This is a genomic window from Plantactinospora mayteni, from assembly GCF_016862935.1.
GTDB lineage: Bacteria > Actinomycetota > Actinomycetes > Mycobacteriales > Micromonosporaceae > Plantactinospora > Plantactinospora mayteni.
In genome coordinates this window covers 12,588-37,070 of sequence record NZ_BONX01000002.1, presented here as the reverse complement: position 1 = coordinate 37,070, position 24,483 = coordinate 12,588, and the positions used below count along the sequence as shown (strand labels likewise).

The 24,483-nt window shown below is 73.8% G+C and carries 16 protein-coding genes; 9 read left to right on the top strand and 7 right to left on the bottom strand.

The annotated features are described in order from the left end of the window. Positions 1-89: 89 nt before the first annotated feature. Positions 90-3,245: an AfsR/SARP family transcriptional regulator gene (locus Pma05_RS00690; protein WP_203855254.1), complete on the bottom strand. Its 3,156-nt coding sequence runs from the start codon at positions 3,243-3,245 to the stop codon at positions 90-92. 151 nt (positions 3,246-3,396) lie between these two features. After that, positions 3,397-5,571: a discoidin domain-containing protein gene (locus tag Pma05_RS00685; protein ID WP_203855253.1), complete on the bottom strand. Its 2,175-nt coding sequence runs from the start codon at positions 5,569-5,571 to the stop codon at positions 3,397-3,399. A gap of 562 nt (positions 5,572-6,133) precedes the next feature. Between Pma05_RS00685 and Pma05_RS00680 the strand changes: the two genes are divergently transcribed. From Pma05_RS00680 to Pma05_RS42190, 8 genes are all read left to right on the top strand, one after another. Beyond that, entirely contained in the window at positions 6,134-7,426 is a 1,293-nt protein-coding gene (locus tag Pma05_RS00680) for a glycosyltransferase (protein ID WP_203855252.1), read from the top strand. Continuing rightward, positions 7,423-8,712, top strand: a complete 1,290-nt coding sequence (locus tag Pma05_RS00675) for a DegT/DnrJ/EryC1/StrS family aminotransferase (protein WP_203855251.1) — start codon at positions 7,423-7,425, stop codon at positions 8,710-8,712. The genes Pma05_RS00680 and Pma05_RS00675 overlap by 4 nt, the downstream gene beginning before the upstream one ends. Next, on the top strand, positions 8,709-9,788 hold the full coding sequence (locus Pma05_RS00670; protein WP_203855250.1) for a glycosyltransferase: 1,080 nt from the start codon (positions 8,709-8,711) through the stop codon (positions 9,786-9,788). Before Pma05_RS00675 ends, Pma05_RS00670 begins: the two co-directional genes overlap by 4 nt. Positions 9,789-9,807: 19 nt before the next feature. Continuing rightward, entirely contained in the window at positions 9,808-10,950 is a 1,143-nt protein-coding gene (locus Pma05_RS00665) for a 3-dehydroquinate synthase family protein (protein WP_203855249.1), read from the top strand. Further along, positions 10,943-12,175: an MFS transporter gene (locus Pma05_RS00660; RefSeq protein ID WP_239311458.1), complete on the top strand. Its 1,233-nt coding sequence runs from the start codon at positions 10,943-10,945 to the stop codon at positions 12,173-12,175. The genes Pma05_RS00665 and Pma05_RS00660 overlap by 8 nt, the downstream gene beginning before the upstream one ends. A gap of 15 nt (positions 12,176-12,190) precedes the next feature. Further along, positions 12,191-12,526, top strand: a complete 336-nt coding sequence (locus Pma05_RS00655; RefSeq protein ID WP_203855248.1) for a hypothetical protein — start codon at positions 12,191-12,193, stop codon at positions 12,524-12,526. Between the two features lie 388 nt (positions 12,527-12,914). Continuing rightward, the gene (locus tag Pma05_RS00650) at positions 12,915-15,401 is read left to right on the top strand and encodes a family 20 glycosylhydrolase (protein WP_203855247.1); all 2,487 of its coding nucleotides are present in this window, start codon (positions 12,915-12,917) and stop codon (positions 15,399-15,401) included. 152 nt (positions 15,402-15,553) lie between these two features. Beyond that, entirely contained in the window at positions 15,554-16,828 is a 1,275-nt protein-coding gene (locus tag Pma05_RS42190; RefSeq protein WP_239311456.1) for a S8 family peptidase, read from the top strand. Between the two features lie 280 nt (positions 16,829-17,108). Here Pma05_RS42190 and Pma05_RS00640 read toward each other — a convergent pair whose 3' ends face one another. The 3 genes from Pma05_RS00640 to Pma05_RS00630 form a co-directional block, all read right to left on the bottom strand. After that, positions 17,109-19,760, bottom strand: coding sequence for a CHAT domain-containing protein (locus tag Pma05_RS00640; protein WP_203855246.1), 2,652 nt, complete (start codon positions 19,758-19,760; stop codon positions 17,109-17,111). Between the two features lie 61 nt (positions 19,761-19,821). Next, positions 19,822-20,268, bottom strand: a complete 447-nt coding sequence (locus Pma05_RS00635; protein ID WP_203855245.1) for a hypothetical protein — start codon at positions 20,266-20,268, stop codon at positions 19,822-19,824. A gap of 73 nt (positions 20,269-20,341) precedes the next feature. Continuing rightward, a complete protein-coding gene (locus Pma05_RS00630) occupies positions 20,342-20,941 on the bottom strand; it encodes an RNA polymerase sigma factor (RefSeq protein ID WP_203855244.1) in 600 nt (199 codons plus the stop codon). Positions 20,942-21,207: 266 nt separating this feature from the next. Between Pma05_RS00630 and Pma05_RS00625 the strand changes: the two genes are divergently transcribed. Beyond that, positions 21,208-22,170, top strand: a complete 963-nt coding sequence (locus Pma05_RS00625) for an SH3 domain-containing protein (RefSeq protein ID WP_203855243.1) — start codon at positions 21,208-21,210, stop codon at positions 22,168-22,170. Positions 22,171-22,255: 85 nt separating this feature from the next. On the opposite strand, the gene Pma05_RS00620 is transcribed toward Pma05_RS00625, so the two are convergent. Continuing rightward, positions 22,256-22,924: a response regulator gene (locus tag Pma05_RS00620; RefSeq protein ID WP_203855242.1), complete on the bottom strand. Its 669-nt coding sequence runs from the start codon at positions 22,922-22,924 to the stop codon at positions 22,256-22,258. After that, entirely contained in the window at positions 22,921-24,324 is a 1,404-nt protein-coding gene (locus Pma05_RS00615) for a sensor histidine kinase (RefSeq protein WP_203855519.1), read from the bottom strand. The genes Pma05_RS00620 and Pma05_RS00615 overlap by 4 nt, the downstream gene beginning before the upstream one ends. Positions 24,325-24,483: the final 159 nt, after the last annotated feature.

Genomic DNA, 24,483 nt, shown 5'->3' with positions numbered 1-24,483 from the left:
GGTCCGCGGTCGCGGAGCCCGGGCTGGCCGGTCATGACGGCGGAACGAGGACGGCCCGGCGGGCACCACGGCCCGGCGGGACGGCGAGGTCAGGAGGGCTGGTCGAGGCGGGCCAACTGGTCCCGGGACTCGGCCGCCTCGGGTACCCCGAGCGCCCGGTAGAGGGCGTTGGCGGAACTCCAGTGCGCCTCGGCCCGCCCGCCGTCACCGGCCGCCCGGTACGCCCGGCCCAGCCCGGCGTGCGCCCGGGCCTGCTCGTAGGCGTCCCCGATCTCGCTGGCCAGGCTGAGCGCGGTGCTGTGCTGCGTCCGGGCCGGGCCGAGCCGACCCAGCAGGTGCAGCGTCTCGCCGAGACTGTTGGTGGACGAGGCTTCGCCGGCCCGCTCACCGACCCGGCGCAGCAGCGTGAGCGCCTGCTCCACCAGATCCAGCGCGGACTCGTGCTCACCCTGCCGCAGGCGTACCCGGCCGAGGCCGTCCAGCGCGAGCGCCTTGCCGGCCTGGTCGCCGACCGCCTCGAACAGGGCCAGCGCCCGTCGGTGCCGTCCGGCGGCGGTGAGCAGCCGTCCGCCGCGCAGGTGCAGGTCCCCGAGGCTGGTCAGCGCGTACGCCTCGCCGGTGGCGTCCGCGATCCGCCGGCAGAGCACAGCGGCGGTACGCAGGTGCACCCCCGCCTCGCGGTAGTTGCCCTGCCGCAGCAGTACGTGCCCGAGGTTGCCGCCGGCCCGGGCCTCGCCGGCCGGGTCACCGGCCCGCCGGCAGAGCAGCAACGCGGCCCGCAGCGCCTCGGCGGCCTCGTCGTACCGGCCCTGGCGCTGCTGTACGTGGCCGAGGTTGCCCAGCGCCCGTGCCTCACCGGCGCTGTCGCCGTTCTCCCGGCTCAGCGTCACCGCCTCGCGCAGCCGGGCGATCGACGGGGCGTACCGGCCCTGTTGGGCGTACATCACGGCGAGCCCGGTCAGCAGGTGCGCCTCGGTGACCCGGTCGCCGGCCTCCCGGGCCGCCGCCAGCGCGTGCGTGTGCATCCGTTCGGCCTCGGCGAAGTATCCGCCGCTCTCCAGGTAGCGCAGCAGGGTCAGGGTCAGGCGTACCGCGTGTGCCGACCGGCCGCGTTCGGCGGCCCGGACCGCCGTCGCCACCAGGGTCGGCCGTTCCGCGTCCAGCCACTCCCGGGCCGCCTGCGGGTCCGGCATCGGCGGTGGCGGGACCGGTGGCCGGTCGACCGGCGCCCGGCGGTGCCGTTCCGCCGGATAGAGCGTGTCGATCGCCGTCGTCGCGGCGGCCAGTTCGTAGTCGAAGAGCCGGTCCAGGGCGGCGTCGGCGGTCGAGGCCGGCTCGTCGGCGGCGCAGCGTTCGGTCGCGTAGGCCCGGAGCAGGTCGTGGAAGGTGTACCGGTGGTGGCCCGCCGGCTGCACGAGGTTCGCCCGGGCGAGCGTGTCGAGCAGGTGCCGGGCCGGCTCCGGCTCGGTGTCGAAGAGCGCTGCCGCCGCGTACCGGTCGATGTCCGGTCCGGGATGCGGCCCCAGCATCCGGAAGGCGCGGGCGGTGGCGGGCGGCAGTTGCTGGTATGACCAGGAGAGCACGGCCCGGACGCCGGTGCGCGGGTCGCCACCGGCGTCGAGCAGCCGGAGCCGGTGCTGCTGGTCGGCCAACTCGGCGACGAGGACCGCCAGCGGTGCGGTCGGTCGGGTCAGCACGAGTTCGGCGGCGACCCGCAGCGCCAGCGGCAGGTGGGCGCAGCGTTCGGCGAGCGCGGCGGCGGCGGTGGGTTCCCGGGCGACCCGCTCGCCGAGCGTGCGCCAGAGCAGCTCGACCGAGTCGGCGCTGGAGAGCAGCCCGAGTTCGATCCGCTCGGCGCCGTCCCGGGCCACCAGCCCGGCCAGGGTGTCCCGGCTGGTGACCAGCGCGGCGCAGGAGGCGCTGCCCGGCAGCAGCGGGCGGGCCTGCTCCACCGACGCCACGTTGTCCAGCACGATCAGCATCCGCCGGCCGTCCAGTTCGCTGCGGTACCGGGCCGCGCACTCGTCGAGGTCGAACGGCACCTCGGTACCGGGTACGCCCAGCGCGCGGAGGAATCCGGCCAGCGCCTCCTGCGGCGGCATCGGCCGGTCGACGTCGTAGCCGCGCAGGTTGACGTAGAGCTGCCCGTCGGGGAACCGGTGCCGGGCGTGGTGCCCCCAGCGCAGCGCGAGGGCGGTCTTGCCGACTCCGGCGGTGCCGGCGAGCACGACGACCGGCACCGTCGACGGGTCCGGCCGACCGTCCCGCCCGGCCCGCACCAGCAGCCTGTCCAGGATGGCGAGTTCGGCCGTGCGACCGCTGAACCCGGGTACGTCGGCGGGGAGTTGCGCCGGGACGGCCGGCGGGTCGTCCGGCCTGGAACGGGTACCGGCCGGGCTGGCCGACGTCGTCGTGCCGGGCTCGGCGGCCCGCAGCGCGTCCCGGTAGGCGGCGGCGAGTTCCGGCCCGGGTTCGACCCCCAACTCCTCGACGAGTCGCTGGCGGGCCTGGCGGTAGACCGTGACAGCCCGGTCCCGGCGGCCCAGCGCGTGGTAGGCCCGGATCAGCAGCCCCTGGGCGGTCTCGTCGAGCGGGCTGCTCGCGGCCACCTCCTCCAGCGCCGGCAGCACGTCGGCGGCCCGGCCGATGGCGATCATGACCTCGCCGTACCGGCGTACCGCCGCCCGGCGCTCCTCGGCCAGCGCGACGACCTTCGGATGCCCGGCCAGCGAGGGGACGTCGACCAGCGGCGCGGCCCGCCACAGTGCGAGTGCCCGCTGCCAGAGCCGGACCGAACCGGCCAGGTCGTCCCGGCGGTACGCCTCGGCAGCCGCGTCGGCGAGTTCCCGGAACACGCAGAGGTCGAGGTTGCGGGCCGGTACGCCCACCGCGTACCCGTCGCCGACCCGGGGCAGGACGGCACTGGCGGTGTGCGTACGCCGGTCGGGTTCGAGCAGTCGACGGAGGTTCTTGACGTGCGTCTGGATCACGTTGGTGGCGGTCGGTGGCGGCTGGCTGTCGTCCCAGAGCGCGTCGACGATCTCGGCCCGGGTCATCGGCCGGCCGGCGGCCAGCGCCAGCAGCCCGAGTACGGCCCGTTGGCCGGGTGAGGAGAAGGCGATCTGGTGCTCGCCGCGCCAGGCGCGTACCGAGCCGAGGATCTCCAGCCGTACCGTGTCGACGCCTCCGTCGCCCGAGTCCCCGAAAGCGCTGACGCCATAAGCGCTTTCGCGAGCTACGACCATACCGCTCCCATGCCTAACAGGGTGGCGCGCGGGTGAAACCGTGGCAAGGGGCTCGATACCGGTAGCGGTCATCCGACATTTCGGCCCTCGGGACCGTTGTCGGGCCGCGGGTTTGCGGAGTGGCCGGTCCGCCGTACCGGCCATCCGATGTTCAGCGGTAGACGCGTACGTAGTCGACGAGCATCCGGGACGGGAACGGCGTACTCGGGTCGACCGGTCCGGGGAAGTCACCGCCGACGGCGAGGTTGAGGATCAGATAGAAGGGGTGGTCGAAGACCCACGGGCCACGGGTCGACTCCACCGTCTCCTTGCTGGCGTAGAAGACCGTCTGGCCGTCCACCTTGAACGTGATGCCCCGGCTGTCCCACTCCGCGGCCCAGACGTGGAAGCCACCGGCGAAGTCGACCCCGCCCGGCGCCGGGTATTTCTGCCCGTAGCCGCCACCGCCGTTGTACTGCGGTGCGTGCAGCGTCGAGTATCCCTCCAGGGTGTTCCGGCCGAGCACCTCCATGATGTCGATCTCCCCGTTGTACGGCCACGGCCGCCCGGTGAGGAAGTCGGCGCCCATCATCCAGAACGCCGGCCACAGCCCGTTGCCCTTCGGCACCTGGATCCGGGCCTCGATCCGGCCGTACTGGACGTGGAACTTGTTGCCGGTGTTCATCCGGTGCGAGGTGTAGTCGCGTCCACCGGCGGTCTCCCGGCGTGCCTCGATCACCAGGGCGCCGGTGCCGTTCATCGCGGCGTTGTCGTTGTTCGTGTAGTACTGGATCTCGTTGTTCTGCCCGGTGCCGGGGTCGATCGTCCACTTGGCCGGGTCGGGCTTGCTGCCGGCGGCACCGTTGAACTCGTCGCTCCAGACGAGGTTGTTCGCCGGGAACGTCGGGTCGGGCGGCATCGCCGGTGGGGCCGTCGGGTTGCCACCGGTGCCGTAGACCTTGAACTCGTAGAGCGAGTAGCCGTACGGGCCGACCCGGGCGGTGCCGTACATCCGGACGTACCGGCCGGTGCCGGTGACGTTCAGCGTCTCCTTGAAGCCCCGACCACCGGTGGTGGAGTAGATCGGGGTCCAGGTGCTGGCGTTCGGCGAGACCTGGATCTGGTAGGAGGTGGCGTAGGCCGGGTCCCACTGCAACACCACCTGGCTGATGGTGGCGGTGGCGCCGAGGTCGACGTAGATCCAGCCCGGGTCGACCCATCCGGTGGTGGCGCTGGTCGCCCACCGGCTGGCCGGGTCGTTGTCGAAGGCCCGCGCGGGTACGCACTCGAAGCAGGTGCCGTCGTTCTGGTTGCTGGAGGCGACCGCCGGCTTCTGGTAGGACAGCAGCACACTGCCGCCCGGCGGCGGGGTGGTCGGTGGCGGAGTCGTCGGCGGGGGAGTGGTGGTCGGCGGAGTCGTCGGCCCGCTCCCGGTCCGCACCGCGAACTCCCACAGCGAGTAACCCCACGCGGTCGCCCGGGCGGTGCCGTACATCCGGACGTACCGGCCGGTGCCGGTGACGGTCAGGTCCTGGGTCCCGCCCGTACCGGTGCTGCTGGTGTGCACGGTGGTCCAGGTCGAGCCGTCGGTGGAGGTCTGGATCTGGAAGGCGGAGGCGTAGGCGGCCTCCCAGACCAGGGTCACCCCGCAGATCGACTGGGTGCTGCCGAGGTCGACCCGGAGCCACTGCGGGTCGGCGGCGAGGCTGGCCCATCGGGTACCGGTGTTGCCGTCCACCGCGGCCGAGGCCGGGTAGGCGGCGGCGGACTCGGTGGAGGAGGCGGTGGCCGGCCGGCCCTGTGCGGCGTTGCCGGTGCCGCAGCCGCTGGCACCCGTCTCGCCGTACACCTGGAACTCCCAGAGCGACACCCCGTACGCGGTGCCCCGCTGGGTCGCGTTCAGCCGGACGTACCGCCCGGTGCCGGTGACGCCGATCTCCTGGGTGCCGCCCGTGCCGGTGGTGGTGCTGTGCACGGTGGTCCAGGTCGAGCCGTTGGTGGAGGTCTCGATCGTGAAGGCGCGGGCGTAGGCGCCCTCCCAGTTCAGCACGACCCGGCTGACCGGGGTGACGGTGCCGAGGTCGACCTGCAACCACTGCGGGTCGGCGAAGCCGCTGGACCAGCGGGTGCCGGCGTTGCCGTCGACGGCGGCCGAGGCCGGGTAGGCGGCGGACTCGACCGAGGAGGCGGTGGCCGGCCGGCCCTGCGAGAGTAGGGTCTCGGCCGCCCCGGCGGAGCTGCCGGAGACGGCGAGATAGCCGGTGAGCAGGGCCGGAATGGCGACGACCGAGGCGAGGAGGCGCCACCGGGATGGTCGGCGGCGAGGTGGGGACAGAGCGCTGTCCATCAGTGCTCCCTGAGGTGAGGCCCGCGCCGGGTTCGGGACGGTTGCGGGCGGGTGACGAATCGATGAGAGAGCGCTCTCTCGAATACTCTGAATCAATCAGCGAGAGCTGTCAATGAACCCCGGCTCGATGAACTCGTCGTGCGCCGGCGCCGCCGCAGGCCCTGTGGCGAGCGGTGCGGCGGCTGCTGTGCCGTGCGAGGAGATCGGGGTCACAGCGGATCGGTTAAGGCATCGACACTCTTGATTCGATCGTACCGCTCTGGATATGGTCCAGATGCCGGCCGGTCACGCTACGCCGAGCGGTCGGTGAACGTCGTCCAGGACGAGACTCGGCCCCTGACCAGTGAACCTTTTTCAACCTCCCCTGGCGGTCCGACGGACCGCAAGGTCGGAGGCGGTGCGTGAGCGCCGCGCGGTTCAGGTTGAAAAAGGTTCAGCCTGCGGGGCCGCCTCCGGAAGGCGTTCGGCGAACGGGGGGTTCCATGGTCGGCAATGCTGTGCGTCATCCCGTGCCCGGTGGGCCCGGTCGGCGCTGCCACCGTGCGGGCGATCCCGGGCGTCCGTGACATCCGGTCTCGTCCGGCCGATCCGCCGCTACCTGAACGGGGGTGCAACGATCTCTGCCGAGCCGCACCGCGACGTGAAAGTCTCCGTCATCCTCCCCACCTACAACCGCTGCGAGCTGCTTGCCGAGGCCCTGCGGGGTCTCGCCCGACAGAGCCTGCCGACGGAGGAGTTCGAGGTCGTCGTCGCCGACGACGGCTCCTCGGACGCCACCGCCGCCGTGGTCAAGTTCTTCTCCGACCGGCTGCGACTGCGATACCACTTCCAGGAGGACCGCGGCTTCCGGGTCGCCGCCGCCCGCAACGCCGGTGCCCGGCTGGCCAGCGCACCGATCCTGGTGTTCCTGGACACCGGCGCGCTGGTCGGGCCCGACTACCTCCGCGAGCACCTCGCCGCGCACGCCGACAACTCCACGCCCCGTGCCGTGATCGGCTACGCGTACGCGTACCGGCCGGAGGACCCGACGCCCGGGCTGGCGGACATGGTCGGGCGGCTGCTGCCCGAACGGGTCCTGACGGCGTACGCGAACGATCCGTCCATCTTCGACATCCGGCACGGCGCCTTCCTCCGCTGCGGTTTCGATCCCGGACGCCTCGTGGTGCCGTGGATCCTGCTCTGGGCCACCAACTGCTCCATCCGCACCGACGACTACTGGGCCGTCGGCGGCTTCGACGAGGACTTCCAGCGCTGGGGCGTCGAGGACATGGAGATCGGCCTGCGCCTGCACCGCCGGGGCGTGGAGTTCGTGGTCAGCCGCTCCGCCTGGGTCATCGAGGCGCCGCACGACCGGGACTGGGAGGGCAACCGGCAGGGCAACCACCACAACATCGGCGTCCTGCTCGGCAAGCACCCGGAACCGGTCGCCGAGATCGGCTGGTCCCTGATCACCAAGGACCTCTACTGGCCCTGGGAGGACGACTACCAGGCGCTGCTGGACTGGACGGCGCGGGCCCGGGACATCGACGTCACGGCGGAACTGCGCGAGGCGGCGGCGGGGCTGCGCCCCGGCGAGCGGGTGGCGGTCTTCGGCTCCGGCGGCAGCGTACCCGCGGAGCTCTCCTCGGCGATACTTGTGGACTTCGACGCGGAGCTGCTGCGGCAGGCACTCGCCGGAGGCGACCGGGTCGGCCACCACGCGATCGGGGTACGGACACCGCTGCCGGACCAGTCGGTGGACGTCGTACTGATGACGTCCCGGCTGACCGGACTCTGGGACCGGTGGAACCTCGACCTCGTGGCCGAGGCCCGGCGGATCGGCCGCGAGACCCGCGCCCTCGGGTTCGGGCTTTGACCGGCCTGCGGGTGGAGACCGGGGCGGTACTGGCCATCGACGGCGGGTCCGCCGTACGCGCACCCGAGCGGGAGTGGCCCGGCTGGCCGGTACCCGGGCCGGCCGCCGAGAGCCACCTCGCCGAGGTGCTGCACGGCGGGCGCTGGGCGATCACCAGTCCCCGCCGTGGTGACCTCTTCGAGCGCAGGTTCGCCCGGATGTTCGCCCGGTACGTCGGCACCCGGCACTGCGTACCCACGGACCACGGTTCCAGCGCGCTGGTGATCGCCCTGGAGTCGCTGGGCCTGGCGTACGGCGACCCGGTACTGGTGCCGGCGCTCACCTGGACGGCCTGCGCCACCGCCGTCCTGCGGGCCGGCCTGTTGCCGGTACTGGCCGACGTCGACCCGGAGACCGGCTGCCTGGACGTCTCGGCGCTGCGCGCGGACGACGACGTACGGGCGGTCGTCGCGGTGCACTGGGCGTGTGGGATGGCCGACATCCCGGCGATCGAGGAGTTCGCCTCCGTCCGGGGGATCCAGGTGGTCGAGGACGCGGCACAGGCGCACGGGGCGCGCTGGCTCGGCCGCCCGGCCGGCTCGCTCGGCCGGCTCGGCTGCTTCAGCATGCAGCACTCCAAGGTGCTCACCTGCGGCGAGGGCGGTGCGGTCGTCACCGACGACGACGCCCTGCTGACCCGGCTGGAGGAGTTGCGCGCCGACTCGCGGAGCTGGCGCGACGACGCCCGCCCCGGCGAGCTGGACCTGCGGGAGAGCGCCACGGTGCTGGGCGCCAACTTCTGCCTCAGCGAGTTCGGCGCCGCCCTGCTCTGCGCCCAGTTGCCACAGCTCGACGCGCAGAACGCCGTACGGGAGCGGAACTACGAGCGGCTCCGCGAGTTGCTCGTCGACGTACCGGGGGTCCGGTTGCTCACCCGGCGGCCGGAACAGGACCGGGTCTCGCTCTACGAGGTGCCGGTGGTCTTCGACCCGCTGCCTCCGCACCGGGACAACTCCTGGGTGGCGGCGGCCCTCACCGCCGAGGTCGGGATGCGCGCCTATCCACCCCGGGCGCCACTACAGCGCAGCCCGCTGCTGCGTCCGTGGACCAAGCCGGCGCTGGCGCCGCTCTCCGAGCGGTTCGTCGCCCGGCATCGGGGCCGGGTCTTCCCCGGTGCGGACCGGCTCGCCCGGCACGCGGTGCTGCTGCATCACAGCGCGTTCCTGGGACCCGAGAGCGACATGCTCGACCTGGCCCGGGGGATCGCCAAGGTCGCCGGACATCTCCGGAAGGTCGGCCGGACATGACGACTGAGGAGGTGGACCGGCCACCGGAGGCGGACACCGGGACGGTCACCCCGGGGGTCACGGCGGTCGTACCGGTGCTGGGCCGGGTCGACGAGACGGCCCGGCTGCTCGGCAGTCTCGCCGTCGCCGCCGCCCGGTGTCCGGAACCCGTCGACGTCGTACTGGTGGACGACTCCACGCCGGACGACGCCCGGGCGCACCGGGCCACCTGCGCCCGGCACGGTGCCCGGTACCTGCGCGGGCCCCGACACGTCGGGGCGAAGCGGAACCTCGGGGTGTACCACGCGCGGCACGACCTGCTGCTCTTCACCGACTCGGACTGCCGGGTCTCGCCGGACCTGTTGCGCAGGTACGTGACCGGCATCCGGCGGGCCCCGGCCGAGGTGGCCGGGATCGCCGGCCCGACCCTGGTCGAGGAGAGCCCGACGGCGGTGTTCCGGATCATGCGCCGCTCGCACCTGCTCAACGGGGACCTGGAGATGCCCCGGGCCGGTCGGTCGCTGTCGTGGGCCACCACCAGCAACCTGTTGCTGCGCCGCGACGCCTTCCTCGCGGTGGGCGGGTTCGTCGAGGAGTCCCTCACCACGGTGTCGGGCGAGGACGTCGACCTGGGGCTCCGGCTGACCGGGCAGGGCCGCGCGATCCGCGCAGACCCGGACGCGACGGTGACACACGACCGGATGAGCAGCGACTCCGTGCGGTCCGTCTGGCGCCGGTTGTTCGGCTACGGGCGCTCGGAGCAGTGGCTCGCCACGGTCCACCCGGAGCGGCGTACGGCGCGGTGCAATCCGGTGACCGTGCTCGGGCTGGCCGGCGGGGTGGCGGTGGCGACGCTGGGGCGTACCCGGGGACGCAGTGCGCTGCTCGTGCCGCTGGTGGCCGGGGTGGGGCTCGGGCTGCGGGCCTGGCGCCGCCGCCGGCCGGGGGACTCGGCGCGCGGCGTCGCGGACGCGGTCGCCTGCGCGGCACTGGAGTACGCGTTCGACGTCGGCGCGGTCGTGGCCGCCGTCCAACTGCGCCGGCCGGACCTGCTGTTCGGCGGCTTCCGATCCACGGACGACGACAGCGATGGATGAGCAGCGGGGAGGCACGACCTTGCACGTCGCGGACGTGAGGTTCGGCGAGCGCGGCACCGACTATCTCTACGGGGTCGACTGCGTCGAAGAGATCGTCGAGGCGGTCGCCCGGCTGGCCGAGAACGCCGAGTCGGCGGTCTTCGTCGTCGACCGGAAGGTGCTGACACACGCCGAACCGGTGCTGGCCGGGCTGGGCCGCCGGATGGCGGTACACCTTTTCGTGCTCGACGCGGCGGAGCGGCACAAACGGCTCGCCCTCGTCGAAGCGATTCTCGAATACGCGGTCGAGCGCGGTGCCGACCGCCGCTCGCCGATGGTGGCGATGGGCGGCGGGCTGACCGGAAACGTCGCCGGGCTGGCCGCCGCCCTGCTCTTCCGGGGCATCCGGCTCGTCCACCTGCCCACCACCCCGGTCGCCGCCTTCGACTCGGTGCTGTCCCAGAAGCAGGCGGTCAACCTGAGCGCCGGAAAGAACCTGGGCGGGACCTACCTGCCGCCGTCGCTGATCGCGTGCGACCTGACCTGGCTCACCTCCATTCCGCGCCGTGACCTGTTGACCGGGGTCGCCGAGATGGCGAAGAACGTCCTGGCGATGGTCCCGCCCGAGGAGCCGACCTTCCTCCGCGCGGTGGCCGGGCTGGAGCACCGGCCGGCCGACTCGTTCGTCGCGCTCTGCCGCCTCGGCATCGAGGCGAAACTGCCGATGCTGCTGCGGGACCCACGGGAGCGGGGCGAGGCGGTGATCTTCGAGTACGGCCACACGGTGGGGCACGCGCTCGAGATCGTGACCGACGGGGACGTCAGCCACGGTGAGGCGATCGCCTGGGGAATGCTGGTCGCGGCGGAGACCAGCGCCATGCTCGGCTATCTGGACCGGAGCGAGGTGGACCGCCATCACCGCCTGCTGGCCCGGCTGCGGCTGCCGTCGCCGGACGCCCGGCTCGGGCCGGTGGACCGGACGGTGTTGCGGACGGTGCTGCGCGGCGACAACAAGCGCGGCTACCTCGCCTGTGGCGCGGAGGAGATCCCGATGGTGCTGCTGGCGGCGCCGGGCGTACCGGTGACCCAGGCGAACGGCCGGCCGCTCAGCGCGGTACCGGAGAAGATCGTGCTGGCCGCGTTCGACCGGGTGGCGGAGGGGCGGGGGAGGGCGGATGGCTGAGCCGGTGCCGGTCACCCCGCCGGGGGGCGGGACGGTGTCGATGCGCGCGATCGGTGCGTTGGTCGCACTCTCCGTCTCGGCGTTCTGCTACGTCGCGATGGAGACCCTGCCGATCGGCATCCTGACGCTGATCTCCGCCGACCTGGAGGTGTCGCTGTCCCAGACCGGGCTGCTCGTCACCGGGTACGCCGTCGCCGTCGCGGTCGTCTCCGTGCCGCTGACGTACGTCACCGCCCGGATTCCCCGCCGAAGGCTGCTGTCCGGGCTGCTGGCCGTGCTGGTACTCGCCACGGTCTTCTCCGCGACAGCCCGGGACTACGAGGTGCTCTTCGGCGCCAGGGTGGTCGTCGCGCTCACCCAGGCGCTGTTCTGGGCGGTGGTGGCGCCGGCGGCGGCGGGAATGTTCCCGGTGCAGGTACGCGGCCGGGTGACCTCGGTCGTCTTCGCCGGCGCCTCGCTGGGGCCGATGCTGGGCGTCCCGGCCGGTACCTGGGTCGGCCAGCAGCTCGGCTGGCGGGCCGCCTTCCTCACGCTGGCCGGGCTGGCCCTGCTCGCGTTCGTGGCGATCGTGCTGCTGATGCCGTCGGTCCCGGTCGGGCAGACGCACGCCGCCACCGGGACCAGCCCGGATGCCCGCCGCTACTGGATCGTGGTGGTCGCCACCGTGCTGTCGGTCGGCGGCCTGTTCACGGCCTTCACCTACACCGCCGTGTTCCTGACCGAGGTCAGCGGGTTCGCGCCGGCGGCCATCGGGGTGCTGCTGCTGGTCCGGGGCCTGGCGGACTTCGCCGGCATCGCGGCCGGTGGCATCCTGAGCGACCGCCGGCAGCGGCTCGCGATGGTGTCGGCGGTGTCGTTGCTGGCGCTCGCCCTGGTCGGCATGTTCCTGCTGGCCGAGGTGGCGCTGTTGGCGGCGGCCCTGCTGGCCGTCTCGGGATTCGCGATGGGTGCGCTGACCCCGGCGCTCCAGAACCGGGTGCTGGAGGTCGCCCCGGGCAGCTCCGACCTGGCCGCGGCCGGCAACTCCGCCGCCTACAACGTGGGCATCGCCGGTGGATCCCTGCTCGGCGCCGGCATCCTGCCCACGCTGGGCGTCCGGGGCACCGCCCTGGTCGGCGGGATACTGGTCGCCGCCGCCCTCGTCGTCCTGTTGGCCGAACCCCTGGTGGCCGCCGCCGGCCGGGCGCCGCTGGCCGGAGCCGAACCGGCCCGGGCGGAACTCTGACCAACCCGCCGGTACGTGGCCGGATACCTCGACGACGGCGCCGACGGGTTCTTTCCCCGGCACCGGTGCCGGCTGATGAGCCTCGGCGCGCGGCCGGAGGACCTTCCGGAGCGGAAGGCGTTCATGGTCAACCAGATCTTCCAGTTCCACGGGCACAAGTGGATCTACGACCTGGACGAGCTGCGCTACGCCCTCGGCACCGCCGGCTTCGACCCGGCCGCGATCTCGGTCCGGTCGTTCGGCCGCAGCGCGGTGCCGCACCTCGCCGCGCTGGACCGGGCCGTCCGGAACGACGAGACGATGTACGTCGACGTCCGCCGGACCACCACCGCCGACCCGCAGCACCGGTGACCGAGCGGGTACGCCGTCCGGTGGCTGGCCCCGAGCCCGGGCTACCGGGTCGGCCGCACCGGTTACGCCGTGCACCTCGCCTGCGATCCGCCGTGCCGCAGTCTGGCGCGGTTGAGTGCAGTCCGGCGCGGTTGAGTTAGGACTCTTTACAGTGCGACTGCCCGGTCCCTATCATTCGGCGAACGTTCCTTAGTCGATGACCCAGATCCGTGGCGATCGACCGCCGTCCGCGCCCGCACCGTCCCGGGCCATCGGGACGAGCCGGTGCCCGGCGGGCGCCCGCCCCAGCCGGAGCCAGGAGGGCGTGACAATGAACCTTTATCCACCTGAACAGCACGGCGGATGCACCCCGAGTTCCGCCTGCGGCCACGACGGACCGCAAGGAGAGGTGGAGAAAGGTTCAATGCGGACGCCGGACCCGTCGACACCACCCCGCGCCAGGCGTACCGCCCGCAGCGGTCCGGCCCGGCTCGGCCGGGCCGCCCTCGGCATCACCCTCGTGGTCTCCAGCGTCGTGCTGGCCGGGCAACTCCCGACCCCGGCGGCCCGGGCGGCCGTCGCGCCGAGCGGAGCGGCCCAGGTCGTCCCGGTCCCGGCCAGCGCGGTCCCGGTGCCGGGGGAGACCTTCACGCTCGCCCCGGAGAGCCGGATCGTCCTCGCCCCGGGCGGCGCGGAGACCACCGGGGTCGCCGACGCGCTGGCGGCGGTGCTGCGGCCGTCCACCGGCTATCCGCTGCCGGTCACCGCCGCCGCGCCACGGGCCGGCGACATCGAACTGCGCCTGGTCACCGCCGCCGAACTCGGCGACGAGGGCTACCGACTCGACGTCACCGCCACCGGAGTACGCCTGGCGGCGGCCCGCCCCGCCGGCCTCTTCTACGGCGTACAGACGCTGCGGCAGTTGCTTCCGCCGTGGGTGGAGAGCCGGAGCGTCCGACCCGGACCGTGGACGGTCTCCGGAGTGCGGATCGAGGACGTCCCCCGGTACGGCTACCGGGGCGTGATGCTCGACATCGCCCGGCACTTCCAGCCGCCGGCAGTGGTCAAGCGGCTGATCGACCAGGCCGCGGCATACAAGGTCAATACCCTGCACCTGCACGTCGGCGACGACCAGGGGTTCCGGATCGCCATCGACGGCCGCCCCGAACTCACCGAGATCGGGGCGCAGTTCTCCATCAACAACGACCCGGGCGGTCACTGGACCCAGGCCGAGTACGTCGACGTAGTCAACTACGCGGCGGAACGCTTCATGACCGTCATCCCCGAGGTCGACACGCCCGGGCACACCAACGCGATCATCATGTCGTACGCCGGGCCGGAGGCGGACCCGGTGCTGCCGGACGTCAATTGCAGCAACCGTACGCCTCCGGTGTGGAACCTCACCGGGGCCGTCGGCTACAGCGCGCTCTGCCCGGAGAGCCCGAACACCTGGGCGATCCTCACCGACATCGTCACGCAGCTCAGCGCGCTGACCCCCGGCCCGTACTACCACTTCGGCGGCGACGAGGTGCCGGCGTCGATCCTCTCGCACGATCGGTTCGTCGACTTCGTCGACCGCAAGGCCGACCTGGTCGCGGCACAGGGCAAGACCGCGATCGGCTGGGCCGAGATCTCCCAGGCGAACTTCGACCGGCCCGGCGCCGCCCCGGCGGTCGCGCAGTTCTGGAACAACGGCAACCCGGCCGGCGCCGGTGGCGACACGGCCCGCCGGGCGGTGCAGAAGGGCATGAAGGTCATCATGTCGCCGGCCAACCACACCTACCTGGACATGCGGCAGTTCCCCGGCAGCCCGCTCGGGCTCGGCTGGGCCGGCACCCTGGACGTGTCGCACTTCTACCACTGGTCCGGCACCAGCAGCGACCCGGGCAGCTACATTCCGGCCCGAACCGTGGACGGCCAGACCCTGCCGGCGGTCACCGACGCGCACATCCTCGGCGTCGAGTCGCCGATCTGGTCCGAGACGCTACTCACCGGTGCCGACATCGAGTTCCAGGCGTTCCCCCGGCTGCCGGCGACGGCGGAGATCGGCTGGTCGCCGAACGTCCACCCGGAGCGCAACCTGGCCTCGTTCGTCGACCGGCTGGCCGGGCACGGCCTGCGCTGGCAACTCCAGGGCCAGAACTTCCACCCGTCGCCGCAGGTGCCGTGGCGGGTCGACGTGGCGGCGCCGGACCTGGACAGCGACACGCGTACGGTCGGCGGGGCGATCGCCTCGATCTCCGCACCCGGGGTCGCACCCGACCAGGTGACCGCGACCGTCGACTGGGGCGACGGCAGCACCTCCCCGGCCACCGTCAGCGGCACGGCCGGCACCGTCACCCGGGTCAACGGCCTCTACACCGCCACCGCCAGCCACCGGTACGCCCGGGACGGCGTCTACCGGGCCACCGTCACCGCGACCCGGCCGGGCGGCGTCACCAGCAGCACCGGGTTCACCGTCACCGTCGACACCTGCACCAGCCGGATATCCGGCCAACACCGCGGCCCGCTGGTGGTCGGGGCCGGCGTGACCTGCCTGGCCGGCGCCACCGTCACCGGCCCGGTGACCGTCCGGCCCGGTGGCTCGCTGATCGCCACGGCGGCGTCGGTGCAAGGGCCGGTGCAGGCCACCGGCGCGACCACCCTGGAACTGCTCGGCGGTTCGGTCGCCGGCCCGGTGACCGCCACCGGCACCAGCGGGCAACTCGTCGTCGAGGGGGTACGGGTCGGCGGCCCGCTCGTGGTCACCGGCACCGACTCCGGCTCGGCGCCGGTGATCGCCGGCAACACCGTCGGCGGCCCGCTGGTCTGCACCGGCAACACCCCGGCGCCGGTCGACAACGGCGTACCCAACACGGTGCGGGGCCCGGTCACCGGGCAGTGCCGGGGACTCTGACCGCGATCCCGGCCCCCGGGTACGACCCTGGGGGCCGGTGACCGTGTCGGATACCCGTCTCGGCTCCACACGTCGCGTACCGGGACCGAGGCATCAGACTGCACCTGCCGGAACTCTGATATTGGCGACGTGACAGATCAGAGGAGAGTCGAATGTCCGAAGTAGAACGGGAGTGGATCCGGCGGCGACGGCAGGCCGAACTGGACGACCGCGAGGGCCGGTCTCCGGTCAGCGCCACCGAGCGGTCCCTGTACCGCCCGGGCGAGCTGATCCTCAGCCTCGGCGCCGAGCGCCGGCTCGCGGAACTGCTCACCAGCCGGTACGACGGCCGCCGCTACGACCGCCCCGCCCCGGACAGTTGGCGGGCCACCGTCGGGCTGTCCAACGAGAACGGAGACCTGAACTCCCGGCTGGCAACCGTCGACCGGGTGCTCTGGGAGGTGTCGACCGAGGCCGACCTGCCCGCGCTGGTACGCGAACTCCGCGCCCAACTGCCGGCCGACGACCAGACCGCCCGGGTCGACCTCAACCAGGTCTACTTCGGTGAGCCGCTCTACCAGGGCGGCCCGGGCGGCGAGCCGTACCCGATCGACCCGCTGGACCTGGGCGCGGTGCCGGACGGCACGTCGTCCGACGGCGTCGACCTGGCGGTGCTCGACACCGGCCTGCCGATCGACTGGATGACCCTGCACCCGCCGCTGGCCAGTTGGCTGATCCCCGACGCCAACAACCGCAACCTGCTCGTCCGGGACGGCGCCACCACCCTCGCCACCCAGGCCGGGCACGGCCTGTTCATCTCCGGACTGGTCCGCCGGGTGGCGCCGGGACTGGTCGTCGACCCGGGCCGGGTGCTCGACCCGACCGGGCTCGGCGACGACGCGTCCATCGCCGCCGAGCTGGTCGAGACCGTCGCCCCGGTGATCTGCCTCTCCCTCGGCGGCTACACCGAGGACGACGCACCGCCGCCCGGACTGTCGGCGGTGCTGGCCGCCAAGGGGCCGGACGTGGCGGTGGTGGCCGCCGCCGGCAACAACGACAGCACCCGACCGTTCTGGCCGGCCGCGCTGGAGCACGTCGTCGCGGTCGCCGGCTACGACTCGACCGGCGGCGGACAGTCCCGCACCTGCTTCTCCAACCGGGGCGACTGGGTGGACGTCTGCGCCCCGGCGGTGCGGCTCGGCAGCACGTACGTCCGGGGCACCTGGGTCGGGCACGACGGCGACCGCGAATTCGACGGCTGGGCCGGCTGGAGTGGTACCTCCTTCGCCGCCCCGCTGGTCGCGGCCGAGATCGCCCGGCGACTCGCGGCCCCGGGCGGACCCCGGACCGGCCGGCAGGCGGCGCTGGACCTGCTCGCCGAGCTGGAACCGTCGCCCTGGCCCGACCTGGGCCTGCTCTACCAGCCCTCGATCGACCTCACCACCTGACGGCCGATCGTCGACGTCACCGGATTCGCCACCGACGTCCCCAATCCGCCGTCGACGTTCCCGGCCTGCCGCTGACGTTGCCGGCCTCTCGGCGACGCTGGCGGACCGTCGTTCCAGGTCACCGGCCTGCGGTCGACGGTGCCTGCCTGTCGGCGCTGGCGGAGCGTCGTCCAGGTTGCCGGCCTGCTGTCGACGCTGGCGGCCTGTCGTCCAGGTTGCCGGCCCGGCGCGCCGCCGGGCCGGCAACGGCGCGGCCCACCCCGGTCGAGGGCGGGCGCGGTCAGCCGCCGAAGCAGCTGAAGGCGGCGGCCGAGGCCCAGGCGGCGGTGTCGGTGGCGTCGATGTCGGCCCGGGCCCGGGCCAGCGCCGCCGGGGGTGGTTCACCCCGGCGCAGCCGGTCGTGCAGGGCGGCCATCAGGCCGGTGGTGGCCGCGTCGTGCACTGGCATCACCGCCGCGACGACCGTCCGGGTACCGAGGGCCAGCAGCGCCGCCGCCAGGCCCATCAGCTCGTCACCGGCGCGTACCGCGGAGACCCCGGACTGGCAGGCCGGCAGCACCACCAGTCTCGGCGGGTCGGTGACCCGTTCGAGGTCGTAGACGGTCAGCGGCCCGTCGTCGAGCACGAGCGCGGAGAAGAGCGGATTGTCGGTACGCAGCCGCCCGTGCGCGGCCAGGTGGGCGAGCCCGACCCCGTCCAGCGCGTCGAGCACCGCCTCCGCCGTGGCGCGGTCGTCGGTCAGCACCGTCGCCCCGGGGTACGTCCCGGCGACGGTGAGCACCTCGTCGCGGGCGGCCGGCAGCCCCGGTCCGGCGGCGAACACCCCGGTACCGGCCGGATCGAAGCCGGCGGAGCGGCTCGCCCGCAGCCACACTCCGGCGGACGGGGCGACCCGGACCGGGCGGGTCGCCAGCTCGGGCAGCAGGCCCCACGGCACCGCGTGCAGCGCGCCCGTCGGCACCACCACGGCCGGCGAGTCCGACAACTCGGCCGACAGGGGCGCCAGCAGCACCTCCGCGAGCCGTCGGCCGGCGGTGACGGTGGCGTCCCGGACCAGTCGGGTGGAGCGCACGGTGCCGAGGCCCAGCGTCAGCCGGCGCAGCCCGAAGTGTGCCGCCTCGACCAGCCCGCCCACCGGTGCCACCGGACCCAGCCGGTGCAGCCGGCACCGCCCGGCCCGTACGGTCACCGCCAGCAACTCGCCCTGGTGCACCAGGTACTCGACCAGCACCGCGTCGTCCAGTGTGGACACCAGCTCCGGCGCGGTCGGCGGCGGGGCGGCCGGCGCGTAGAGCGGACTTCGCGCCGTCCGGCTCGCCTGGACCACCCGTTCCTCGGCGGCGCGCTGCCGCTGGGCGAGCCCGCCACCGGTCCGGCCGGCGAGCTGGTGGCGGAGCAGCTCCGCCGAGAGCCGACGGGACTCGGCCAGCGCCTCGGCCAGGGCCGCGTCGGCGGGCGGCCGGGCCGGTGGCAGGCGCAGCGACCGGGCCCGCAGTCGCTCGGCCCAGCCGAGTACCAGCCGGGGGTCGGCGACGGCGACGGCCAGGTCGAGCCCCAGCCGGGCCAACTGCCCGCCGTGCCCGGCGACGTGCACCCGGAACTCGGTCGCGCCCAGGGCCGCCTGCTGGCGATCGACCCCGGCCAGGCCGGCCCGGACGGCCGCCAGGGCGCCGGCCCGGCGTCCGTCGGCGACCCGGAGCAGGGCGGTCGCGTACCAGGCCCGGACGCGGACGTCGAGCGAGGCCGCGCCGCGGGCGGACGCCGCGAGGCGGAGCTGTTCCCGGGCCACCGCCGCCCGGCCGAGCCGGGTCGCGGCAGCGGCGGCGACCAGCCGGGCGTCGAGTTCCGCTGCCCGCCAGCCCACCGAGGCCGACTCGGCGGCGCTGGCCAGCGCCGACCGGAGCAGGGCGGCGGGCGGATCGTCGGCCACCTCGGCCGCGCGCAGTTCGAGTACGCCCGCCTGTGCCGCCCAGCCTGTCCGCCTCTGCCGGACGAACTGGGTCAGCGCCTGGCGGCTCGCCGAACGCGCCTGCTCCGGGTCGCCGTCGGCGAGCGCCGCCCTGGCCAGCAGTACCAGCCCCTCGGCCAGGTCGGCGCCGTGGCTCGCCGTCCGCAGCTCGTCGATCGTCCGGTCGAGGATCCGCCGGGCCTCGCCGGCCAGCCCGACCGTGAGCAGCACCTCGGCGCGGTCCAGATAGAGCTGCGGATGCACCGCCCCGTGCCGGACCAGGGCCGACTCCGCCGCGTCGAAGAGCGCCAGCGCGGCCGGTGCGTCGCCCCGCCGCGCCGCCACGAAGCCCCGGTTCCAGTCCACGTCGGCGGCGAACTTGTCCAGGCCGAGACCGAGGTGCAGGGCGCGGGCCCGGGCCAGGTCCGACTCGGCGGCGACCAGGGCGCCCCGGTATCCGTACAGCAGGCCACGGTTGTTCAGGGCCCGGGCCTCCCACAGCGCGTCGCCGGCGCGGCGCAGCACCGGCAGCGCCTCGGCGAACGTGGCCAGCGCCTCCTCCAGCCGTCCGGTGCGTTGCAGGATCAGCGCCTTCTGGCACTTCAACTGCGCCGCCGGCAGCCCGCGCAGCGCCAGCGCGGCCCGGTCCGCCGCCGCCAGCGCGGCCCTGGTCCGGCCCTGGTCCAGCAGCACCAGCGCCAGACTCATCCGCGCCTGCGCGGCGACCTGCTCCGCCCCGGCGCGCACCGCCGCCGCCACGGCGGCCCTCGCCCGGCGCTCGGCGGCGCCGAGGTCGGAGAGTTCCCGCAGGGCCAGCCCGGCCGCCCGGTGCGCGACCGCGACAGCGACGCCGTCGCCCTCCCGCCGGGCCGCCAGCACCGCCGCATCCGCGCTGGTCAGCGCGGTACGCGGGTCTCGGCCGACCAGCTCCAGTGCCTCGTCCGCGCCGGCCCGCGCCGCGCCGGACGGCCGAGCAGCTCCCATCGCGCGACGCCTCCCGTTCGGTACGCGCCCGGCCCGTCGGCCCGGCCTCGGTCCATCGCGGTCAGGGCGTGATCCAACTGGTGGTCACCGTCGTGTCGCCGGCCGGCACCCGCAGCCGCAGCAGTCCGGCGGCCAGACCGTCCACCGTGAACCAGCCCTCGTCGTCGATCGGCGTACTCCGGGAGCCGCCCGGCGTCTCGACCGTGACATCGCCGGTCGCCCCGCCGACCAGGCCACGGATCGAGACGGTGTCACCCGTGCTGTGCACCTGGAGTTCGATCGAGACCGTGCCGTGCTCGAAGGAGAGCAGCCGTAACTGCTCGTCGGCTCCGCGCGCCAGCGCCGGCATCTCGGTCGTGGAGTCCTGCACCAGCTCCGCGAGTACGGCGTCGATCCGTCGGGTCGACAGCGCCGCCCGGGCCAGCTCGGCCACGACCTCCGGCGGCGGATCCACCCGTACGGCGATCGCCCGCAGCCGGCCGACCAGATCGTCCTCGTCCTCGGTCATCGCACCTCCCCGGTCCGCCCGCCGTCTCGGCTCCCCGGCACCCCGACCCGGCCGACGGTCCCGCCCCGCCCGGTCACGGTCGCTCCCGCCCGGTCGACGCCCGGTCACCGAGCAGGTTGTCGGCGGCGACGACCTGCCGGAGGCTCTCCAGGCAGCGTTGCCGGGCCGGCCCGATGGTGCCGACCGCCATTCCGAGCGCGGCGGCGACCTCGGCGTACCGGGGCGGCGGCGACGCCATCAGGATCCGGAGCAACTGGCGGCACCGCTCCGACAGGCCCTCCAGGGCACGCCAGAGCGCCGCGTCGCGTTCGTCCAGCAGCAGGGCGGCGTCGAGCGGAGGTGCCGGGTCGGGCAGTTCCGCCAGCAGCTCCGGCGTCCCGCCGGTCGGCCGCCGACCGGCCCGCCGGATGAGTTGGAGGCACTCCCGCCGGGCCGTGGTGCCGAGCCAGCTCGCGAGCCGCTCGGGATCGGCGATCCGGTCCAGGTTCTCCACCAGCCGCAGCCAGGTGTTCTGCACCGCGTCGGCCGCGTCGGCGACGTCGAGCCGGAAGCTGCGGGCGATCGACCACAGCAGGCTGTTGTGGCGGTCGACGAGCGTGTTCCAGGCGACCTGGTCACCGGCGGCGGCGCGGGCCAGCAGGTCGGCGTTGTCGTTGTCCGGGCTTCCCAGCATCCGGCCCCCTCGCTGTCCCGGTCGAGCCCCAGGGCGCTCAGCCTACGACAAGTAGAGGTGCGCTCGCGGACGGTAATGCACTGCCGTCAGATTCCGGCGAGTCGCGCTGAGGCGGGACCGGGGGCGGGACCTGGAGCGGGGTCCTGGAGTGAGTGGCACAGTCGACCGTGGACGCCTGGATGCGCGGGATGCATGGACAGGGCTCGGATGCTGACCGTTATCCGACCCGCCGCATCAGCGGGGCTGTGACCGTACTCGGACAGAGTATGACTGACAGCGGTGTGCGGCGAGGAGCCGCACTGCTCCTACACCGGATCCGTACGCCCCGGGCGTGGCTCGCGGTGCTCGTCGTAACCGGCGTGGTACTGGCCGGCTGCGAGCCACCGCGGGACGAGCCGGACCGGACCGTCGCGGGTGGATCGAGGGACGAACCGGAATCCGGGGCCTGCCCAAAGGCAGGCAGGCTGACCGGGGCACGGCTGCCGACGTTCGACTCCGACCGGTACGTCACGGTGGACAATCCCTGCATTCCCTACGCCGGGCTGGTCAGCGAGGTGATCGGCATGATCCCGGCCGCCGAGCGGACCGGCGCCGGTCGGGCGACCGAGTTCGTCGGCCGGCTGGACCGGTTCGTCAACCGGCTCAGCGTCGTCAACGACGTCGCCGAGTGCGCGTACCGGACGGATCGGCTCGCCGTGCGGATCCACCAGAGCCGGCAGGACCGGTGGGCGGTCGGGATCACCGCCGTGGTTCGGGGCCGGCTGGGCGCGGTGGCGGAGACCACCGCCTGCGCGCTCATCCAGCAGATCGCCTCGCTGGGACTCGGCGTCCGGGACGACGGCCCCGAGCGGGACAGCCCGGCGTTCTGCTTCAACACGAGTCGGGACCGGCGTTCGGGCGAGGACTACACGGTCATGTGGATCGGTTCGTCCAGCAAGGTCTGCCGGCAGCTCAACGAGCAGCTCGTACCCGGGGACGGGCATCTCGTGGTGATCGAGGCCGAACCGGACGTGGCGCTGCGGTCCGGGCCGTCCCAGGACGACGAGGTGCTCCGGCGGGTACCCGACGGCACGCTCGGCCGGGTCGGCTGCTACCGCACCGGTGAACCGACCGACGGGACCGAGTTGTGGGGCCGGGTCGAGATCCTGGGGGAGACCGGCTTCGTCTCGGCTGCCTACCTGGACGACCCGCTGTTGCTGGGCAGGCCCGAGGAGTGCCCGGGCGGCTGAGCGCCGGACGCCCGGCCGGTCCGCGTCGCTGCGGTACCGGCCGGGCCGGCGTGCGGTGCCCGGCCGGCGGGTGGGTGCCGCCGTCCTATCCCCCGCCGGGGCTGACCAGGCCGGTCTCGTACGCGACGACGACGGCCTGGACGCGGTCACGGAGCCCGAGTTTGCCGAGGATCCGGGCGACATGGGTCTTCACGGTCGCCTCGGAGAGGTGGAGGTGGGCGGCGAGTTCGGCATTGCTCAGGCCCTGGGCCAGCAGCCGCAGCACCTCGAGTTCGCGCGGCGTCAGCGTGGACAGGTCGCGGTGCGGTGCGGTGGGGTCGGCGCTGCGCCGGGCGAACCGCTCGACGAGCCGCCGGGTGATGGCGGGGGCCAACAGCGCGTCGCCGGACCGGACCATCCGGACGGCGGCGACCAGATGTTCGGGAGTGACGTCCTTGAGCAGGAAGCCGCTGGCGCCGGCGGACAGCGCCGCGTAGACGTAGTGGTCGAGGTCGAACGTGGTCAGGATGATCACGCGTGGTTCGGCGGTGCCGCCGGTGAGGATGCGCCGGGTGGCTTCCAGGCCGTCCATCTCCGGCATCCGGACATCCATCAGGACGACATCCGGCAGGGTACGCCGGACCGCGTCGACCGCCTCGGCACCGTTGGTAGCCTCGGCGACCACGTCGATGGCGTCGGCGGTCAGGATCATCCGGAACCCGGTACGGACCAGCGCCTGGTCGTCCGCGACGACGACGCGCAGCGGCGCGGTCATGGCTCCTCCAGTGGGATTCGCGCGGTGACCCCGTAGCCCCCGCTGAGGCGTCGCCCGGTGCGCAGGGTCCCGCCGTAGACCGCCAGCCGCTCGCGTAGGCCGATCAGGCCCCGCCCGTTGCCGGTCGTGGCGGAGGCGCCCGGGGTGCCGCCGGTGTCGGTGGCCTCGACCCGGAGCTGGTCGGTGCCGTACTCGACCAGGACGGTCGCGGTCGCACCGGTGGCGTGCTTGACCGTGTTGGTCAGCGCCTCCTGGACCACCCGGTAGGCGGTCAGTTCGATACCCGGCAGCAGCGGGCGGGGTTGGCCGGCCACGGTCAGCTCGACCGGTATCCCGGCGTCGCGTACCCGCTGTACCAGGGCTTCCAGCCGGTCGAGGCCGGGCTGTGGTGTCAGGCCGTCCGTCCCGCCCGTGCCGGCCGGCTCGTCGCTGTCGCTGTCCCCGCCGCCGCCGCCGCCGTCGCCGTCCATGGTGAGCAGCCCCATGACGTGGCGCAGTTCGGCCATCGCGGCCCGACCGCCGGCCTCGACGGAGAGCAGCGCCTCGTGGGCCTGGTCAGGGCTGGCCCGCATGACCTTGCGGGCGGCTCCGGCCTGGATCACCATGACGCTCACGTTGTGCGTCACCACGTCGTGCAGTTCGCGGGCGATCCGGGCACGTTCGTGCTCGGCGGCCCGGCGTAGCGCCTCGGCCTGCTCGTGTTCGAGTCTGGCCAGCCGCGCGCGGTCCTCGTCGGCCCGCCGTTTCCACCGGCGCAGGCCGTTGGCGGCGAGGACGATCGGGATCAGGATCAGGAACGGGACGGCGTCGTCCGGGACGGTGGGCACCGCCGGCTCCCGGATCTGGGTGTAGAGGAACGCCGCCACGGGCAGGCTCGCCAGCGCCGGTACCCGGTAGGGGCTGTAGACGGCGGCCGTGTAGGCGGCGATGACGCAGGCGTAGAAGGAAACCCGCAACGCGGCGTTGTAGTCGCTGGCCAGCGGAGCCGTGCCGAGGACGACCCAGAGCACCGCGAGCGGATAGCGGCGGCGGAGCACCAGCGGCAGCACCACCACGATCAGCATCACGACCGTCGAGCCGATTTCGTAGTCCTCGATCGGCAGGAACGGCTCGGGCATCGCCGGGGCCGGGTGTGGATCGGGGGCCGGTTGTGGGTCCGGGGCCGGTTGTGGGTCCGGGCCAGGGCCCAGCCCGGGCAGGTCCTGGTACTCGAACCCGACGCCGGATTCCAGGCGTTCCCGATCCTCGCCGTTACCCTCCACGACCGCGGCGAGCAGCAGGCCCAGCGCCACGGTCACGTCGAACACCCGGCCGCGCCACGAGAGTCCCGGCAGCGGACCGGACGGGTGCAGCAGCAGCCTGACCCGGGCCCGCAGCCACCCGGCCACCGCCCCGTTCATCACCGGGCCATTCTCGCCCAACCGGCCCGGCCTGCGACATCCGCCGAGCTGACCACCCGGGCTACCTCCGTCGACTACGCCACAGGGATGACCCCGACCGGCCTCATCCACGGGCGGTACCGGAATTGCCTCCGGCGGCCGACGCCCACGGTTCCGGGG